Genomic DNA, 17,483 nt, shown 5'->3' on the forward strand with positions numbered 1-17,483 from the left:
GGAGAGAAACTCAATGAGCTGAGGCTTGGCCACGGAGAAGCTCGCGCGGCAGAAATAGTAGCCTGCATAGCCCAGAGTGAGCAAGAGCAGTGCTTTGGCGGGTGGGGAAATGATTGGTCGCACGCCCTTAGTATAACTGCCTAGAGGCCACTTAGGTTAATCTCTGTTTAAAATATGCGTCCTATATTTCATAGTCTTCCCAAATTTCACAGTCTTCCTAAGCCCTCGGAGTGGTGTAGAATAAGACTATGACGATGCGTGCATGGAAATGGTCTTTGATTAGTCTGGGGCTGGCGGGCTGTGCGGGGACAAGTCCTAACCTCTCCACGCCCCAGATGCAGACTCCTTCGCTGGGGGGAGGACTGGGTGCTCGCGCGGTGGCAAGCCCCTCGCCGGGAGCGGTGGCCGAGGCAGCGCTTCCTCCTCTGGAGGTGGTCAAGACGCCCGAGGCGACTTTTGTGCAGCCCCCGTATCTCCAGCTAGGGAACCGGCCTGCGCTGGGGCAAAAGACCGAGGGGCTGGAGCTGCTCTGGATCGCGCCTGCGGATGCAAAACTGGAGGAGTGGAGCGTCGAGACGCGCTCTTTGAGCTCTACGGGACCTGCGGGAAGCTGGAAGAAGATCACGGGCAAGCTTAGCGCAAAGCCCGTGGCGGTGGGAGTGATTAAGCCCGAGGTCGTGGTGAGTGCACCGCTCGAGGGACTGATCCCTGGAAAGCTCTTTGACTACCGCATCTCCAAAGCCGACAAGCCCGTCTTTGCCGCCCGCGCCCGTGCCCGCAAGAGCGCCAAAGAGCCACAGCGCTTCGTGGTCTTTGGGGACTGTGGACAAAACTCCGAGGGCCAGAAGAAAGTCGCGGCGCAGACCCTGGCGGCCAAGCCGGATTTTGTCTTTATCACCGGCGATATTGTCTACGGCAAGGGGCTGGCGAGCGAGTACGTGAAAAACTACTGGCCGATCTACAATGCCGAGGCGGTGACTCCCGATGGCGTGCCGCTCCTGCGCTCTACTCTCACGATTGCTTCGCCGGGCAACCACGATATTCGCTCGACGACGCTGGAGAAGACGACCGATGGCTTTGCCTACTTCTACTACTGGAACCAGCCGCTCAATGGCCCGATCGTCAGTAATACTAAGTTCGCCTCGCCGCTGGGTAGTGCGGATACGAAAGCGTTTCTCACGGCCTCGGGAGAGCGCTACCCGCGCATGGCAAGCTTTTCGTACGACTATGGCAACGCCCACTGGACCGTGCTCGATGCCAATGCCTACATGGACTGGACCGATCCTGCCCTCAAGCAATGGGTCGAGAGCGATCTGAAGGCGGCGCAGAAAGCCACCTGGCGTTTTGTCGCGTTTCACCAGCCGCCGTTTAACTCCAATAAAGAGCACTTCAATGACCAGTGGATGCGAACTCTTGCGCCGCTCTTTGAGAAATACGGTGTCTCCGTGGTCTGGGCGGGCCATGTCCATGACTACCAGCGCAGCTACCCCCTGACATTTCTGCCCGAGAAACCACGCGATGCGGCGGGAGCCGTTGCAGGTAAAATCACGCTGGATAAGACCTATGATGGGGTAAAAAATACCAAGCCCACGGCCCCGATCTATATCGTCTCGGGAGCGGGGGGAGCCGGGCTCTATAAAAATATCGAAAAGGGCAAGCTACAAGACTTCACCGCTAAGTACATAGACGATACTCACTCACTCACCATCGTGGATCTCACCGACAAAAAGCTCGTCGCCCGGCAAGTCGCCGCCGACGGTAAAGAACTCGATACCTGGACAATAACCAAATGACACAACAACCCACCGCGCCTACGGGCCCCTTCTCTCTGCCAGCACTGGCCTACGCTCCTGCTGCTCTGGAGCCGCACATTGATGCACAGACCATGCAGATTCACCACGACAAGCACCATCAGACCTATATCACGAATCTCAATAATGCTGTCGCCAAGCTACCAGGTGGCAGTAAGCTAACCTCTGCCGAGGTGCTACTGAAAAACTTAGAGCGCCTTCCCGAAGACAGCCGCGCTGCAGTTCGCAACAACGCCGGGGGGCACGTGAACCACACGATCTTCTGGACTCTGATGAAGCCAAACGGGGGTGGCGCTCCCACCGGCGCGATTGCGGATGCAATTAAAGGCAGCTTCGGGGATTTTGACAAGTTCAAGGCGGCATTTGAGGACGCGGGCCTGAAGCGCTTTGGTAGCGGCTGGGTCTGGCTCTCGGTGAAGAAGGGCAAGATGGAGCTGGCCTCCTATCCGTATCAAGACACCCCGATCTTAGACGGCGGCTTCCCAATCCTGGGCAACGATGTCTGGGAGCACGCCTACTACCTGAAGTACCAGAATAAGCGCGTAGACTACCTCAAAGCCTGGTGGAACGTGGTCAACTGGGACGAGGTCAACAATCGCCTCAAGATGGCACGCTCATGAGCCAGCGCTCTGCCAATGAGGCCATTCGTCATGCGGTGATCGGGACGGGGGGCATGGGAAGCAACCATGCCCGCTCGTTTGCGGCGATTCCCAACTGTGAGGTTGCAGCACTCTGTGACCTCGACCCTACCCGGCTGAGTGGTGTGGCGGCAAAGCTGCCCAACAAAGAGCGGGTCAAGACCTACGACGACTACCGGCGCGTGCTCGAGGATCAGAGCATTGACTCGGTCAGTATCGCAACCTGTGATCACTGGCACACCCCGATTGCGCTTGCGGCGCTGATGGCGGGCAAGCATGTCTATGTGGAGAAGCCCTGTGCCCATAATATCCACGAGGCTAACTTATTGGTCAAGGCGGCGGCACAGTACAAAAAATGTGTTCAGCACGGCACCCAGCGGCGGAGCTGGAGTCTGCACAAGGCGCTCGTCAAAGCGCTGCGTGAGGGCGTGATTGGCAAGGTCTACACGGCCAAAGTGATCAATAACCAGCTTCGGGAGCCTATTGGTCGCAAGCCGGTCAGCGCGCCGCCTGCCGGAGTAAACTACGACCGCTGGCTCGGCCCCGCCCCCAAGCACGACTTCACGGAGAACCGCTGGCACTACAACTGGCACTGGTTCTGGGACTATGGCACCGGCGATCTGGGCAACGATGGTATTCACCATCTCGATGTCGCCCGCTGGGGTCTTGGGGTGGGCTACCCAAAAGCCGTGATCTGCTCCGGGGCGCAGTACTTCTACAACGATGACCACGAGACCCCCGACACGCAGACGGTGATCTACCAGTACGAGAGCTGTCAGATTCTGTATGAGATGCGGCTCTGGACGAACTACGGTATCGAGGGCGGCGAGGAAAACGCGGCGGTCTTCTACGGCACCGAGGGAATGATCGTGGACGGGGCCAAAGGAATCACGGTCATGCGTATAGATAAAAAGCCCGTCACGATCACCGGAGGCAAAGAGAGCAACTTCGCGGATTTTATCGCTGCGGTGCGTGTCGGCGACCCGAGCAAGCTCAGCGCCCCGATCACCGAGGGCGCGATCTCTGCCGTGCTCTGCCACTTAGGCAATATCGGTACACGCCTGGGCAACCAGCACGTGGAGTACGACCCGGTGACTCAAAAGATCACCAAGTGCGGGGGGCGCGAAGCCGAGGCCAATCGCCTTCTCACCCGCACCTACCGCAAGGGCTACGAGCTACCCTACAAAGGCTAGCGCCGTCGTCCTAGCTTTCCCCGGTCGGGGTCGCCTTCGGGGCGTGCGCCCGTGACGGGCGTATTGGCCTGTACTTCTACCGAGGAGGCTGACCCCACGGAGGCTGCTGCGCTCTGGAGAAGAGTCCGAGTCTCGGGGGCAGTGGGCTGCTGAAGGGTGCCGCTCAGCAAGATCGCATGGGGTACAGGGCGTGAGGGCAGATCTTTGGCAGTGTGGCCCGTGGCGATAATCTTACTGTCAAAGACGATACTCGTGGAGAAGCCCGAGTCCATCAAAATAGCCTCATGAACCCCGGCGGCGGCGGCACCACGGGCCATCATCTCCGTGGTGATAACATCCATCGTCGCGCCCAGCACGACCTCGCCTTTATCCGTAACCCCAAAGAAGGCACGCTTGCGGGGGTCGTTGAAGTCGCGTGCTGCGTAGGGAGCGATCTCTTTTTTGGTGCGGGCAACCCCGTTATGGACGATCCACGCGCCGCCCAGAAACACATCGCTCATGTCCACCATTAGGGAGAGCAGGCTGACTTCGTTGTTGTAGGCGTAGGGATTGAAAGGGACAATGGCGATCTTTTTGGGCCCCCAGACCACCAGAGGTCGGTTCCAGATACGCGGCATCCGAAGCTTGTCTTCATCGGCGAAGAAGGCGTTCTCCACTTGGGTGCGACAGGGGCCGATCAGCGCATTGTCTACGGAGCGCAGGTCGGCGTTGACAAAAAATGTCCCATTCATCCCCGCGACGGCTCCGGGCACATCGCGAATGAACTCTCCCACGGACTTGCGCCCCGTGTCCGTGGCGCGTACCGAGATGGGCTTGCCACCTTTGACCATCGCTAGCCGGATGCCATCGAAAGTGCCGGTCTGGAGTGTGACGGGGCCAGAGGAGAGGTCACGTTCAAAGACCGTGGCAGGGGCATCAATCACAAGCTGCTGGCACTCCGCCCAGGCTTTCCTCAAGCGGGTGTGGATGTAGCGATTCACGGCGAGAATATTGGGGGACTGCTCCGCCGCGCCATTTTCCACGGTGAAGCCTAGTGTGTAGCCGATCTGCTGCGCCAGAGCGAACGTCTCCGCATCGCCGCGACCCTCTGGGTAGGCAACATAGGGGATTGGGTGTCCGAGCCTATCTTCGAGCGTCTTTTTAGAGTCGTAGAGCTCGGACTGCTGAACGTCAAGCGGCTTTTTCTCAAACTCGCCGGGGTGGGTGACGGTGTGTGAGCCAATGGTCACTAACTTTTCGGCGTCGAGTTTCTTGAGAGTGTCCCAGTCCATCTTTGGGTGTGGGCCTTTTTTATTGCCCACAAACGCCGTGTGCACAAACATCACCGACGGAATCTTCTTGGACTTCAGAAGCGGATAGGCATTGTTGTAGAAGCCCTGGTAGTTATCATCGAAGGTCAGCAGGACGGATTTTTCTGGCAAGGTATCACCGCGCACTAGGTGCTGGTGAAGCTGCTCCGCACTGATAAAGGTCGCGCCTTGGTTCTCGAGAAAGGCGATCTGAGCTTTGAACTCCTCCGCCGTACAGTCGAAAAAGACCGTTTTCTGGCGGCTACTGGCGACAATATCGTGGTACATGATCACCGGGATACGGCGGTTTTGCGCACGGGGAGAGAGGGTGGCAAAGAGGGTTGGATCAAACGGCTGGGGAGTGGCGGGTGCGACGGTTGCTGGGGGGCTACTGACGGGATCTTCCCGGGAGGGGCACGACGACCCCCCCAGAGCCAGCATCGCAAGAGCCAGGAGGCTAAAGGACTTCTTCATGCAGCTTTTAGTATACCCTGTCTTAATTTCCTTATTCCGGCAGACGCTCGATCAGATCCCGAAACTCCTGCGCATCTTCAAACTGCCGGTAGACGGATGCAAAGCGCACGTAGGCAACCGTGTCTAGCTGGCGGAGCTTCTCCACCACGAGCTCTCCCAACGCGCGGGAGGCCACTTCGCGCTCAGCTTGTTTATAGACAACACGCTCTATTTCCTCAACGAAAAGTGAGATCGCCTCATCGGTGACAGGGCGTTTCTTGCATGCCAGCTCGATAGCACGCCGGAGCTTGTTGGGCTGAAACGGCTCACGGGCACCGTTGCTCTTGATCACGAGGAGTCGGAGCTCTTCTACTTCTTCAAAAGTGGTAAAGCGACCCTGGCAAGCTTCGCACTCCCGTCGCCTCCGGATCGCGGCCCCATCGCGGATGGGGCGTGAGTCGAGGACATGGTCTCTGTCTAGGGTGGCACAGTAGGGGCATCGCATCGTGGTTTATAGGCTCTGATTCTACCTGAACTTCTGTCAGACTGGTACGTCTGCTAGGTATATTGTCATGTAATAAGTGCCGATAACAGAGAGGAACTAGGTTAGAGGAAAGCCAGTTGTGGTATAACCTATAATTATTACCAGGGTAATCTCTGAGGGATCATTGTTGTTATGAGTCTTGAAAATGCACCACAGGACACACCACTTACCGATGTGGTTGAGCGAACTCCTTCGCTTAGGCGTGCGTATGTCCTCTTTATGGATATCATTGGGTTCAGTCGTCTGAAAACTGCCCAGCAGGTTGCGGCTCAAAAAGAGCTCTCCCGTATGGTGCAGGAGATGCCGGAAGTCATCGTAGCCCGTGCGGACACCGATAGCTTTATCGCGCGTCCAACCGGAGATGGCATGGCACTTCTTTTCTTTAAAGACCTGCTCTCTCCTCTGCGCTGCGCTCTGCAGATCCACCAACATCTCAAATATAACGCGGCTGAGATCAAGCAGACCATTGGCACAGACATCAAGATGCGAATGGGGGTTCATGCCGGTGAAGTCACCCTCGTGGAGGACTTAAACCGGAACCAGGATGCGGCGGGTGAGGGCATTATCACCGCACAGCGCATCATGGACTTGGGCGATGAAGACCATATCCTGCTCTCGTCTGAAGTGGCGAAGGTGCTCAAGGGAATCGAGCCCTGGGCCAACTACCTCACGGATCTGGGTGAAGTGCGGGTGAAGCACAAAGTGGTGGTTCATGTCTACAATCTCTACGGGCGTCTGGATGGGCCGTTCTGTGGGAACCCCTCAAAGCCCAAGAGCATCTCCGAGGACTCACGTAATCGTGCCAAAGAGGCGCGTGCACAGCGCCCTAGCTTCGGTGACATGATGTTGCCCTATAAGAAGCCTATTATCACTTTGTTGGTACTAGGGGGCATTGGCTATGGTGGCTACTCCTACAATGAGAAAACAAAGGATGCCAAGAACCCTAAGGGCGGCCTGGTTAAGAAGTTTGAGGAGCTGAAGGCACAACTGACTCCTAAGCCAGGTGCTCCTCCCAAGAAGTATCCCAAGTCGTCAAAGGGTGGCTCCACGGGCTCAGGCAAGTCCAGCGGTGAGGGAAAAAGTACAAGTAGTGGCTCAGGTGGAGCAAGCAGCAAGATCACCGTTCCTCGCGTTATCGGTGATGATATCGGATCCGCCGAACAGACACTGCTTGACTCGGGCTTCCGTGTGGCAAAAAAGCCAATGGCAAGTAAGGCGCCCGCGGACCAAGTGGTTCAGCAATCTCCCAAATCGGGGAGCAAGCTTGCTGCGGGGGCGACCGTGAAGATCTGGTTCTCCAGCGGCGCTAAAGACGAAGAAGAAACCACGAAAGATCCCAGCGAAACTACCAATAGCGGCGAAGAGACCAAGCCCGAGGAAGGCAGCGAAAAAGAGGGGGGCGCGTCATCGGGCAACGATGGTGGCGAGGAATAGTTGGCTGCCATGTCTGGCACAATCGAGGGGATGCTACGGCGTATTCCCTTGTTTTCTGGTCTAACCGATGAGGAGCTAGCTCCTCTTGCCCTGCGCTGTCGGCGGCGCGTTTTTCCTCCACGTGAGGCACTGTTTCATGAAGGTGATGCGGGAGAGACGCTCTATCTGATTCTCTCGGGCCATGTGAATATCCAGCGTACGACTCCCGATGGGGGGAGTGTTCATGTGGCACGGCGCGGCCCTGGTGATCACTTTGGGGAGCTCTCGCTTTTCGACGATCTGCCACGCTCTGCCGATGCCATTACCGATACCACAAGCGATTTACTGATGCTGGATCGGCGCGAGCTCTTGTACTTTTTAGAGACCCACCCGCAGGTCTCGTGGGAGATCATTCGCACACTCTCTGCCCGGCTACGCGAGGCCTCAGATCGCATGGTTACCAGTGAGACCCGCGATGTTCTTGCGCGTCTTGCTGCCTGTTTGCTGGAGAGTGCCGAGGCCACGACACCCGACACACGGGGCCATATCTCGCTCAATAGCGTCTCGGATGGCCGTCTTGCGGTGCGCATTGGAGCCACCCGTGAGACCGTCAATCGCCGCTTGGCCCGTCTAAAGCAGATGGGGATTCTCCGCCGCGATGGTAGCACGATTGTCTTGCTCAGCACAGATCGTCTCCGTCAGCTCTGCTAACGGAGACTTGACAGCGGATTCACTTTGGCCTATACTTCTGGCCTGTAGCGATGCAAATAACTCAAACATACCGTCGCCGCGTCCGTCGTCCCTTCGAGGTCACGGGCTAGGCGCATCAAAAACGCGAACCGTGACCGGAAGGGAGTGACCTTTCTGGTGAGCGGCTACGCGTTTGGGGGCATCGAAAAATCGTGTTTGGCGTGGCCGCAGGGGAAACCCTGGCGGCTTTTTTTGTTTTACGACCATGAAAAAAATAGCAATTGTTGGTGTAACAGGATACGGCGGCGGGGAGCTGGCACGGCTTCTGGCGCGGCATCCGGGTGTCGAGGTGACGCAAGTGATCTCCGATAGCTCGGCAGGCAGGCCACTCGCCAGCGCGTTTCCCGGGCTGGCGGGAACCAAGCTGGGCGCGCTGGTCTGCGAGAAAAAGGGCGAGGAGATCACGGCTGATGTCGTCTTTCTGGCCCAAGAAAACGGCTACGCCATGACAGTCGCCGGGGCACTTCTGGCAGCAGGCAAGCGCGTGATTGATCTGTCGGCAGACTTCCGACTCACCGACACGGCGGCTTGGGAAAAATTCTACAAGATGCCTCCTGCCGCGCCCGAGCTTCTGGCACAAGCCGTCTACGGAATGCCCGAGCTGGTGGGAAAAGATGCCATCGCCAACGCGTGGCTCATCGCCAATCCGGGGTGCTATGTCACGGCGAGTAGCCTCGCGCTCGCGCCGCTCGTGAAGCAGCACGGACTCTCCGGGATCATCATCGACGCGAAGTCTGGGGTCAGTGGCGCCGGGCGCTCCAAGTCCGACACGATCTACCGCTACGCCGAGATGAACGAGACCGTCCGGCCTTATGCGGTTGGCGGCGGCCACCGGCACACGCCCGAGATCGCGCAAAATATCGGCGCGAGCGTCCTCTTCACCCCGCATCTGGTTCCGATGACGCGCGGAATTCTGGCGACCTGTTATGGGGCTACCAAAGCCAGCGCCGCCGAGCTCACCGAGACGCTGAAGCAGTTCTATGCCGACGCACCGTTTGTCGTGGTGCGGGAGCCGGGTGACTGGCCGTCTACGAAGGACGTCGCGGGCTCGAACTTCTGCCACCTCGCCGTCGCTTCCACCGGGGAGCAGGCAATTGTCGTTTCCGTGATCGATAACCTTGTCAAGGGCGCGGCGGGACAGGCGATTCACAATATGAACATCATGCTCGGCTTCGACGAAACCGCCGGGCTCGAAGGAGGCGGTCTGTGGCCGTAACATTTCCAAAGGGTTTTGTAGCCGCAGGGGTTGCGGCGGGGATTAAGAAGAGCGGCGCAAGAGATGTGGCGCTGCTTGTTTCGACCAGCGGCCCGGTGGCGGTGGCGATGGTGGGAACTCAAAACCAGGTCTGTGCACCGTCGGTGAAGCGCAACCGAGGCCTCGTGCCGGGGATGATTGACGGGGTCGTGGTAAACGCCGGATGCGCCAATGTCGCCACCGGCCCGGAGGGAGTCGCCAACAACACGCAGATGGGCGCGGCACTGGCGGGCAAGACCTTGCTCACCGCCAGCACGGGCGTGATCGGTGTCCAGCTTCCCCAGGCCAAGCTACTGGCGGGAATCGCCGCCGCCGAGGCCGCGCTCTCGGAGGATGCCAGCGCGGACTTTGCCGAGGCGATCATGACGACCGACTTGGTGCCCAAGACCGCACAGACGGAGCTTACCCTGGGCGGCACGACTGTCCGGATCGGCGGCGCGTGCAAGGGCAGTGGGATGATCGCGCCGAACATGGCGACCATGCTGGCTTTTCTCACCACCGACGCCGATATCTCCCCCCAAGCCCTAGACACTGCCCTGCGCCTCGCGGTGGCCGTCAGCTTTAACTGTATGACGGTAGACGGCGACACCTCGACCTCTGACCAGTGCATCCTGCTAGCGTCGGGCGCGGCGGGCAACGCGCCTCTCGCAGAGTCCGAGTTCGAGGCTTTTGTCGCCGCGCTCTCCGACGTTTGCATCACGCTCGCCAAGAAAGTGGCCCGCGATGGCGAGGGAGCGACGAAATTGGTGGAGGTCCGTGTGACGGGCGCACCCAGTGAGGCGGATGCCAAGAAAGTCGGACGCACGATCGCCGAGTCTCCTCTCGTCAAGACCGCGCTCTTTGGAAACGACCCGAACTGGGGGCGCCTGATGATGGCCGCCGGACGCGCGGGCGTCCCGTTTGACCCCGAGCGCGCCTCGGCGACGCTCGCAGGCATCGAGGTCTTCAAGAACGGCGTCCCCACGAGCTTCGACAAAGCCACGGCCTCCGAAGCAATGAAGGCTGATGAAGTCTTGGTTACCGTAGATTTAGGTGCAGGTGAGGGTAAAGCAACTTTCTATACCTGTGATTTCTCCTACGAGTATGTCAAAATCAACGCAGAGTACACGACGTAGCACATAAAGGGACAGCAATGAAGCGAGCGATTCTAGTTGCAGTGATAACGGCACTGGGCGGGGCAAATGCCCTTGCGACACCGGCGAACAAGGCGGCTCTGAGCGTGCGCTACGGGCGGTTCCTACCCGCACGCCTCGACGCCTGCGTGACCTGCCACCAGAGTGCTCCCGGCACCAATCAGGGGGTGACTCTCGAAGAGTTCCCACACAACTCGTTTGGCGCACGCCTCAAGGCCATCGCCGACGTTCTCAAGAAATCTGGGCAGCGTGCTGACCTTGGGCGGCGGGCTGAGAAGATCGCGGGCGAGGACAGCGATGGCGATGGCGTGGCCAATGAGACCGAGCTCCTGCTGGGCCACAACCCCGGCGATGCCAAAGACAAGCCCATCACGGCGGAGCTGGCCGGACTGGCGAAGCTCAAGCCTGCCTTCACCGCCTTTCGCAGCGAGTATCGTTGGCAACCCTTTGAGAGCGTCGTCGCACCTGCGGTGCTAAGCAAGGGGGGTAACCCCATCGATGCTTTCCTTGCCGTCGAGCAGCAGAAACGGGGGCTGGCCGTCCAGCCACCTGCCGACAAGCGAACACTCCTGCGGCGGGCGACCCTGGATCTCACGGGGCTCGTGCCAACGCCAAAAGAGATCGAGGCGTTTCTGGCGGACAAATCGCCGGGTGCCTATGAGAAAGCCGTAGATCGCCTGCTAGCATCGCCGCGGTATGGCGAGCGCTGGGGGCGGCACTTTATGGATGTCTGGCGGTACTCGGACTGGGCGGGCTGGGCCGATGGCGGGCAGATTCGCGATAGTCAGCCGCATATCTGGCGCTGGCGGGACTGGATTGTCGAGTCGCTCAATGCCAACAAGGGCTACGATAGGATGGTTCAAGAGATGCTCGCCGCCGATGAGCTGGCCCCCGCTGACCCACAAGCGCTCCGGGCCACGGGCTTTCTGGCGCGCAACTACAAATTGCTGAGTCGGGAGCAGTGGCTAGAGGACACGGTCAACCACACGTCGAAGGCGTTTCTAGGGATCACGATGCACTGTGCCAAGTGCCACTCGCACATGTACGACCCCATCCCGCAGACCGACTACTACAAGTTCCGAGCGATCTTCGAGCCACACCGGGTGCGCCAGGATCGCGTGCCCGGTGAGCTAGACACCGCCAAAGACGGCCTCCCACGGGTCTACGATGCGGACCCTAAAGCACCGACCTATCTCTTTGTCCGTGGCGATGAGCGCAATCCGGATAAGTCGAAGGCTCTGGAGCCGGGTGTCCCGGAGGCGCTCGGGGGCAAGCTCACGATCCAGCCCGTGGCGCTACCCGCCGCCGCTACCGCGCCGGACCGACGGGAGTTTGTCCAGCGTGATCTACTCAGCGCCAGCAACGTCGCGCTCCTCGCTGCCTTCCGGGCGCAGGCCGCCAAGCCCAGCCCCCTCGCCGATGCTGAGGTAGTGCTGGCGCAGGCAAGACACAAGGCGCTCTTGGCCATTCTTGAAGTCGAGACAACCAGCACCAAGGCCGCTGCGGAGCTGACGGTCCAAGCCCAGCGTGAGGTCGCCGTCGCCGAGGCACGCAAGAACGTTCTCGCCGCCGATGCGAAGAAGCGCCCCGAGGCACAGAAAGCGCTGGAGACTGCGGAGGCCGCGCTCAAGCAGCCGCTCACGGCCAGCTACACACCGCGCTTTACGGCCTACCCTGCTGAGAGCTCGGGGCGGCGGCTGGCGCTGGCACGCTGGCTGACGGACAAGCAGAACCCACTGACAGCACGCGTCGCGGTCAACCATGTCTGGCTACGGCACTTCGGGCAGGCGCTCGTTCCCAGTGTCGCCGACTTCGGGCGCAATGGCCGCAAGCCCACTCATCCCCAGCTCCTGGACTATCTGGCGGATCGGTTCATGGCCAGCGGCTGGGACCTCAAGGCGCTCCACAAGCTGATTCTCACCAGCGCCGCCTACCAGCGCGACAGCCACGCGACGCCCGAGAATCTCAAGCGCGACCCCGACAACCTCTACCTCTGGCGCAAGAGCCCCCTTCGCCTGGAGGCCGAGGCTGTCCGCGATAACGTGCTCTTCGCCGCCGGGCACCTTGATGAAACACGAGGGGGCGCTGAGATCGACCAAAACGCTGCCCTGACATCGCAGCGCCGGAGTATCTACCTCCGAAACGCCGCCGAGAAACAGTCCGAGCTGATGCAGATCTTCGACGGCCCCAGCGTCACCGAGTGCTACGAGCGCAAGCCATCGGTCATGCCCCAGCAAGCCCTTGCGCTTGCCAACAGCGAGCTGGCCCTGCGGGAAGCCCGTGCGCTGGCAAAAGAGCTGGCCAACCTCTCCCACCCCCAGCCCCTCCCTCCCCCGAGCAGTCGTCCCTCCTTGGGGAAGAGAGGGGAGCCAGACAGTATCGTTTCCCCTTTCCCACGCCCAGAGGGCACCCGGAACGAGCGCCTGGGAGAGGGGCTAGGGGAGAGGTTATCCAACGCGCCCATCTTTGTCAAGAACGCCTTCGAGCGGATTCTCTCCCGCCCGCCAAGCACAACCGAGGCCCAGGAATGCCTGCGCTTTCTGGCGGTCGGTGGCGAGGCCAGCCTTCAGCGACGCTACGAGAACCTGGTGCTGGTTCTCTTCAATCACAACGACTTCGTGACGGTGAGATGAGAGCTTTTAACCTCTCCTCCCCAACCCTCCTCTCCCGGGCAGTCGCAAGCTCCTTGGGAAAGGAGGGAGCCGGAAGGTGGATTGTATGAATGAAAGTAAGTGGCAGATAGTCAAGGGACAAAAAGTGACCGAGGGTAAAGTCCTTCTGGCGCGGCAGATGCGCGAGGAGATGACACCCACCGAGGCAATGCTCTGGGAGCACTTGCGCGGCAATCGCCTCGCGGGGCTAAAGTTTCGTCGCCAGCAGGTCATTGATGGTTTTATCGCCGATTTCTATTGTCATGCGGCAGGTTTGGTGGTCGAGGTCGATGGCTCAATCCACAACCCCGCCTACGATGCCGAACGCGACCGAATCCTCGGAATCCGCCAATTGACGATTCTGCGAATCACCAATGAGCAAGTAAATGACGATATAGATTCCGTTCTGGAACAAATAGTTAGTACGGCTCAAACACAGCTCCGCTCTCCCCTTTCCCAGCGAGGAACGAGCGCCCGGGAGAGGGGTGCCGAGGAACGAGGCGGGGAGAGGTTACTCGGGGAGAAGTTAACATGAAACGATCATCACTCTCGGATACCGGAATGGGCATGACGGGCCTGGCGCTCGGGGCGCTATTGCAAGGTGACGCTTGGAAGAAGCAGATTGCGCGGGGAGCGACGGGGAGGCCGCCGCGCGCCAAGTCGGTGATCTGGATCTTTCTGTGCGGCGGGGTCAGCCACCTGGAGAGCTTCGATATCAAGCCAGAGCTCAATAAATATGCGGGCAAGTCCATCGAGGAGACGCCCTACAAGGCCGTGCTCGACCCCAAGCGGGTCAATGCCAATATCGTGGGCGGCAACCCGAACCATGGCAACCGCAAGACCATCATGCCGCTCCAGACGGGCTACAAAAAGTACGGCCAGTGCGGATTGGAGGTGGGCGACTGGTTCACCCATATCGGCACCTGCGCCGACGATCTGGCTGTGGTTCGCTCACTCTGGACCCTGGACAACGACCACGGGGCGCAGCTGACTTTTCAGACGGGTCGCCATGTCCGCGAGGGCGCACACCCGACTGTCGGCTCCTGGGCTTGCTACGGCCTTGGCACGCTCAACGAGAACCTGCCCAAGTATGTCGTGTTGGGCACCCCGACCGGCGACTGCTGCGGCGGCGCGTGGACCCACGGCGCGTCGTATCTCGGGCCCCAGTACGCCGGTGTCAAGCTCAGCGCCGACCCCAAGAAGCCCCTGCCGTTTTTGAAGCCCGCCGATAACTTGACTGCCGAAGAGCAAGCGGCGAACTTCTCGCTCATGGGCCGCCTTAATCGCCTCGCGGGGATCGACTACCCCGACGACAAAGACCTCCAGGCGCGGATCAAGGCCTACGAATTAGCGTTCCAGATGCAGACCTCCGTCCCCGAGACCCTCCAGCTCGAAAAAGAGTCGGCGGAGACCAAGGCGCTCTACGGGCTCGATCAGCCGCACACGAAAGCCTTCGGCGAGCAGTGCCTCGCGGCCCGGCGGCTGGTCGAGCGCGGGGTTAGGTTTGTCCAGCTCTTCCACGGCGGCGGCGGCGGCGGTGCCTGGGACGCGCATAGCGACGTGAAAGGCAACCACACCACGCTAGCGGCACAAGTAGACAAGCCCATCGCGGGTCTGCTCAAGGACCTCAAGCGGCGCGGCCTGCTCGACGAAACCCTGGTGGTCTTTGGCACCGAGTTCGGGCGCACCCCCGGCGCGGAGGGCACGGGCCGCGACCATCACCCGCAAGGCTTCTGCGCCTGGCTGGCGGGCGGCGGCGTGAAAGGCGGGATCACCCACGGTGCCACCGACGAGCTCGGTTTCTACGCCGTCGAGAACCCCCACTACCTCACCGACATCCACGCCACGGTGCTGCACCAGCTCGGCCTCGACTCCCGCAAGCTCGAAGTGCCGGGCAGAAAGCGCCTCGAAATCGACCACGGCCAGCCCATTCGGGAGATACTTGCGTAGCCCGGAACGGGCTTTGTTTGAACTGCAGACGCCCCATTCATGGGGCGGTAGGAGAAATGTTTGATGCCAGAGCAGATTGCGGCGACCTTGATTCAGGCGCTGCCTTATATCCGGATCTTTGCCGGGAAGACGATTGTGATCAAGTACGGCGGCAATGCCATGATCGACGAGGAGCTGAAGAAAGCGGTGATGCGCGACTTGGTGCTGATGCGCTTGGTCGGGATCAACCCGATCCTCGTGCACGGCGGGGGGCCGGAGATCAATGAGGCGATGAAGAAGCTGGGCAAGGAGCCGGAGTTTGTGGCGGGGCGGCGCGTCACGGATGCGGAGACCATGGAGATCGTGGAGATGGTGCTGACGGGCAAGACCAACAAGAGCATTGTCGCGCATCTCAACGGCGAGGGCGTGCAGGCCGTGGGGCTGTCGGGCAAAGACGCCAATTTGTTAATCGCCACCAAGGACACCGACAACGGCGATATCGGGTTTGTGGGTAAGATCGCGCATGTGAACCCGGAGATCATTCATACGCTCACCAACGGCGGCTACATTCCCGTGATCTCGTCGGTGGCAGTAGGTGCGGATGGGCAGGCATACAACGTCAACGCGGACACGGCGGCGGCGGCGCTAGCGGCGGCGCTCCATGCGGAGAAGCTGATCCTAATGACCGATGTCGAGGGGCTCTATCGCGATTTCTCGGACAAGAGCAGCCTGGTGAGCGAGATCACGACCGCCGAGGCGCGGCAGTGGATCGCCGACGGCATTATTGACAAGGGCATGATCCCCAAGCTGGAGGCGTGCGCTGCCGCAGTCGAGGACGGCGTGCCGCGCGCGCACATCATCGACGGTCGCCGTGCCCATGCCTTGCTCATTGAGCTCTTTACCGACACAGGCATCGGAACCATGGTGCGCTGAGTTGACGATTCGCGACGCCCGGCCCGACGAAGCCGCGCGGGTCTATGCCATCACGCGCTCGGCCTTTCTGGAGTACGCCGCCGATGTTCCCCCGCCCTCCGCGCTCTTTGAGACAGAGGCAGAAGTGGTAAAAGAGCTGTCGGCGGGCAATCACCACGCGCTTCTGGCGGAGCGCGACGGCAAGGCGCTGGGCTGCGTGCGCTACGAGCTCGACCGGCGTGGCCTGCACTTTCTTCGCCTCGCTGTCTTGCCGTCGGCACGGCGCCAGGGAGTCGCCAAAGCGCTGCTGGCGCGGCTTGAGGAAGAGGCACGAGCGCACGAGAAGTCGCGCCTCTGGTGCCACGTGCGGCCAAAAGTCAGCCGTAATGTCGCGCTCTACGAGAGTGTCGGCTACGCCCTAAACGGCGAGGATGTGATGGTGCGAAACGGGTTTGTGATCCCGGTGGGAGTGATGGAAAAATGGATTTAACGATTGCAAAAACACAGGACACGGCGCTGATCCACGCCCTCACGCAGGCCGCGTTCGCCGAGTACGGCCGCGAGCCGGGCACGTCCACGGCGCTCAAAGAGACCGAGGAAGCGATTGCAGCGCAGTTTGCGGGGGGGATGGAGGTTCTGGTGGTGTACCAAGCCGCCCCCCTAACCCCCCTCGCCTGCGTCCGCTACCAGTTTGAGGGTGATGCGCTCTACTTCCACCGCCTCTCCGTCCACCCGGACTGTCGGCGGCAAGGACTGGCGAAAAAGCTCGTTGGGCATTTAGAAGCGCTGGCACGCGCACAGGGGCTCTCGCGGCTCACCTGCTCCGTGCGGCTCCAGAAAGCGGACAATGTCGCGCTCTACACCGGACTCGGCTTCCAGCTCCTCGGTGAGCGAAGTGTCTGCCGCGACGGCACCGCTGTCACGACGGGCGATTTTGAAAAGAGGCTGGTGTAAAGCAATGGAAATCAATTGGGCAAAGATGGTTCCGGAACTGACAGTATCGGATTTAGAAACGAGCCTTGCATTCTACACACTTTTAGGATTTCACGTGCTGTTCGTCCGCGAGGGCTTTGCCTACCTAGAGTTTGAGGGAGCACAGCTCATGCTGGAGCAGTTTCAGGAGTCGGGCTGGAACGTCGGGGTCTTGGAAAAGCCTTACGGACGCGGCGTGAACTTCCAGATTGAGTGCGTCAATGCAACCGCAGTGCGCGACCAAATGGTGCAGGCGGGCTATGTCCTCTACCGCGATCTCAAAGACACTTGGCGGCAGACCGGCGACACGATCTCAGGTGCGCGGGAGTTTCTGATCCAAGACCCCGACGGCTACTTGCTGCGCTTCGCCGAGGAGCTGGAGAACAGATAGATGTACATCCCGCCGCATTTTCGCGTAGACGACTCCGAGACACTCACAGCGTTTATATCTCTCTTTAGCTTTGGAAGCCTGGTGACAGTTATCAACAGTGAGCCATTTGCGACGCACCTGCCGCTGCTCTATCAGCCCGAGACCAACAC

General features: G+C 60.2%; 17 protein-coding genes. 15 read left to right on the forward strand and 2 right to left on the reverse strand.

Translation table 11 applies throughout. From position 1 onward, the window contains the following. Positions 1–248: 248 nt before the first annotated feature. From AC1XOS_RS08985 to AC1XOS_RS08995, 3 genes are read left to right on the forward strand one after another with little or no spacing between them, the layout of a single operon-like run. Positions 249–1,793 (forward strand): metallophosphoesterase, encoded by a 1,545-nt coding sequence (locus tag AC1XOS_RS08985; RefSeq protein ID WP_481961881.1) that lies wholly within the window; start codon positions 249–251, stop codon positions 1,791–1,793. Then, a complete protein-coding gene (locus AC1XOS_RS08990) occupies positions 1,790–2,431 on the forward strand; it encodes a superoxide dismutase (RefSeq protein ID WP_481961882.1) in 642 nt (213 codons plus the stop codon). Before AC1XOS_RS08985 ends, AC1XOS_RS08990 begins: the two co-directional genes overlap by 4 nt. Continuing rightward, the gene (locus AC1XOS_RS08995) at positions 2,428–3,642 is read left to right on the forward strand and encodes a Gfo/Idh/MocA family protein (RefSeq protein WP_481961883.1); all 1,215 of its coding nucleotides are present in this window, start codon (positions 2,428–2,430) and stop codon (positions 3,640–3,642) included. The genes AC1XOS_RS08990 and AC1XOS_RS08995 overlap by 4 nt, the downstream gene beginning before the upstream one ends. On the opposite strand, the gene AC1XOS_RS09000 is transcribed toward AC1XOS_RS08995, so the two are convergent. Together AC1XOS_RS09000 and nrdR are read right to left on the reverse strand one after the other, a co-directional pair. Then, positions 3,639–5,405 (reverse strand): polysaccharide deacetylase family protein, encoded by a 1,767-nt coding sequence (locus AC1XOS_RS09000; protein ID WP_481961884.1) that lies wholly within the window; start codon positions 5,403–5,405, stop codon positions 3,639–3,641. The two genes, AC1XOS_RS08995 and AC1XOS_RS09000, sit on opposite strands and share 4 nt — an antisense overlap. 31 nt (positions 5,406–5,436) lie before the next feature. Further along, on the reverse strand, positions 5,437–5,889 hold the full coding sequence (gene nrdR / locus AC1XOS_RS09005) for a transcriptional regulator NrdR (protein WP_481961885.1): 453 nt from the start codon (positions 5,887–5,889) through the stop codon (positions 5,437–5,439). 171 nt (positions 5,890–6,060) lie between these two features. Between nrdR and AC1XOS_RS09010 the strand changes: the two genes are divergently transcribed. The 12 genes from AC1XOS_RS09010 to AC1XOS_RS09065 form a co-directional block, all read left to right on the forward strand. Then, positions 6,061–7,362: a PASTA domain-containing protein gene (locus AC1XOS_RS09010; RefSeq protein ID WP_481961886.1), complete on the forward strand. Its 1,302-nt coding sequence runs from the start codon at positions 6,061–6,063 to the stop codon at positions 7,360–7,362. Positions 7,363–7,371: 9 nt separating this feature from the next. Next, positions 7,372–8,052 (forward strand): Crp/Fnr family transcriptional regulator, encoded by a 681-nt coding sequence (locus tag AC1XOS_RS09015; RefSeq protein WP_481961887.1) that lies wholly within the window; start codon positions 7,372–7,374, stop codon positions 8,050–8,052. A gap of 244 nt (positions 8,053–8,296) precedes the next feature. After that, positions 8,297–9,307, forward strand: a complete 1,011-nt coding sequence (gene argC / locus AC1XOS_RS09020) for an N-acetyl-gamma-glutamyl-phosphate reductase (protein ID WP_481961888.1) — start codon at positions 8,297–8,299, stop codon at positions 9,305–9,307. Beyond that, on the forward strand, positions 9,298–10,461 hold the full coding sequence (gene argJ, locus AC1XOS_RS09025; RefSeq protein ID WP_481961889.1) for a bifunctional glutamate N-acetyltransferase/amino-acid acetyltransferase ArgJ: 1,164 nt from the start codon (positions 9,298–9,300) through the stop codon (positions 10,459–10,461). The genes argC and argJ overlap by 10 nt, the downstream gene beginning before the upstream one ends. A gap of 17 nt (positions 10,462–10,478) precedes the next feature. Beyond that, positions 10,479–13,112, forward strand: coding sequence for a DUF1549 and DUF1553 domain-containing protein (locus tag AC1XOS_RS09030; RefSeq protein ID WP_481961890.1), 2,634 nt, complete (start codon positions 10,479–10,481; stop codon positions 13,110–13,112). Positions 13,113–13,197: 85 nt separating this feature from the next. Beyond that, positions 13,198–13,665, forward strand: coding sequence for an endonuclease domain-containing protein (locus tag AC1XOS_RS09035; RefSeq protein ID WP_481961891.1), 468 nt, complete (start codon positions 13,198–13,200; stop codon positions 13,663–13,665). Beyond that, a complete protein-coding gene (locus AC1XOS_RS09040) occupies positions 13,662–15,080 on the forward strand; it encodes a DUF1501 domain-containing protein (RefSeq protein ID WP_481961892.1) in 1,419 nt (472 codons plus the stop codon). The genes AC1XOS_RS09035 and AC1XOS_RS09040 overlap by 4 nt, the downstream gene beginning before the upstream one ends. A gap of 63 nt (positions 15,081–15,143) precedes the next feature. Continuing rightward, positions 15,144–15,992: an acetylglutamate kinase gene (gene argB / locus AC1XOS_RS09045; RefSeq protein ID WP_481961893.1), complete on the forward strand. Its 849-nt coding sequence runs from the start codon at positions 15,144–15,146 to the stop codon at positions 15,990–15,992. A 1-nt stretch (position 15,993) separates the two neighbouring features. Continuing rightward, complete coding sequence (locus AC1XOS_RS09050; protein WP_481961894.1) at positions 15,994–16,461, forward strand: N-acetyltransferase family protein; 468 nt, start codon at positions 15,994–15,996, stop codon at positions 16,459–16,461. Beyond that, entirely contained in the window at positions 16,452–16,925 is a 474-nt protein-coding gene (locus AC1XOS_RS09055; protein WP_481961895.1) for a GNAT family N-acetyltransferase, read from the forward strand. The genes AC1XOS_RS09050 and AC1XOS_RS09055 overlap by 10 nt, the downstream gene beginning before the upstream one ends. A 4-nt stretch (positions 16,926–16,929) precedes the next feature. Beyond that, the gene (locus AC1XOS_RS09060) at positions 16,930–17,334 is read left to right on the forward strand and encodes a bleomycin resistance protein (protein WP_481961896.1); all 405 of its coding nucleotides are present in this window, start codon (positions 16,930–16,932) and stop codon (positions 17,332–17,334) included. Continuing rightward, positions 17,335–17,483, forward strand: a 149-nt coding sequence (locus AC1XOS_RS09065; protein ID WP_481961897.1) for an FMN-binding negative transcriptional regulator, incomplete at its 3' end; no start/stop codon positions are given.

Source organism: Armatimonas sp. (assembly GCF_964826245.1).

Excerpts from the sequence above, each read along its gene's own strand:
- argC (WP_481961888.1), top strand. The coding sequence starts at position 8,297 with ATGAAAAAAATAGCAATTGTTGGTGTAACAGGATACGGCGGCGGGGAG.
- AC1XOS_RS09060 (WP_481961896.1), top strand. The coding sequence starts at position 16,930 with ATGGAAATCAATTGGGCAAAGATGGTTCCGGAACTGACAGTATCGGAT.
- AC1XOS_RS09010 (WP_481961886.1), top strand. The coding sequence starts at position 6,061 with ATGAGTCTTGAAAATGCACCACAGGACACACCACTTACCGATGTGGTT.
- argB (WP_481961893.1), top strand. The coding sequence starts at position 15,144 with ATGCCAGAGCAGATTGCGGCGACCTTGATTCAGGCGCTGCCTTATATC.
- AC1XOS_RS09015 (WP_481961887.1), top strand. The coding sequence starts at position 7,372 with ATGTCTGGCACAATCGAGGGGATGCTACGGCGTATTCCCTTGTTTTCT.
- AC1XOS_RS08995 (WP_481961883.1), top strand. The coding sequence starts at position 2,428 with ATGAGCCAGCGCTCTGCCAATGAGGCCATTCGTCATGCGGTGATCGGG.
- AC1XOS_RS08990 (WP_481961882.1), top strand. The coding sequence starts at position 1,790 with ATGACACAACAACCCACCGCGCCTACGGGCCCCTTCTCTCTGCCAGCA.
- AC1XOS_RS09035 (WP_481961891.1), top strand. The coding sequence starts at position 13,198 with ATGAATGAAAGTAAGTGGCAGATAGTCAAGGGACAAAAAGTGACCGAG.
- AC1XOS_RS08985 (WP_481961881.1), top strand. The coding sequence starts at position 249 with ATGACGATGCGTGCATGGAAATGGTCTTTGATTAGTCTGGGGCTGGCG.
- AC1XOS_RS09055 (WP_481961895.1), top strand. The coding sequence starts at position 16,452 with ATGGATTTAACGATTGCAAAAACACAGGACACGGCGCTGATCCACGCC.
- nrdR (WP_481961885.1), bottom strand. The coding sequence starts at position 5,889 with ATGCGATGCCCCTACTGTGCCACCCTAGACAGAGACCATGTCCTCGAC.
- AC1XOS_RS09040 (WP_481961892.1), top strand. The coding sequence starts at position 13,662 with ATGAAACGATCATCACTCTCGGATACCGGAATGGGCATGACGGGCCTG.
- AC1XOS_RS09000 (WP_481961884.1), bottom strand. The coding sequence starts at position 5,405 with ATGAAGAAGTCCTTTAGCCTCCTGGCTCTTGCGATGCTGGCTCTGGGG.
- AC1XOS_RS09030 (WP_481961890.1), top strand. The coding sequence starts at position 10,479 with ATGAAGCGAGCGATTCTAGTTGCAGTGATAACGGCACTGGGCGGGGCA.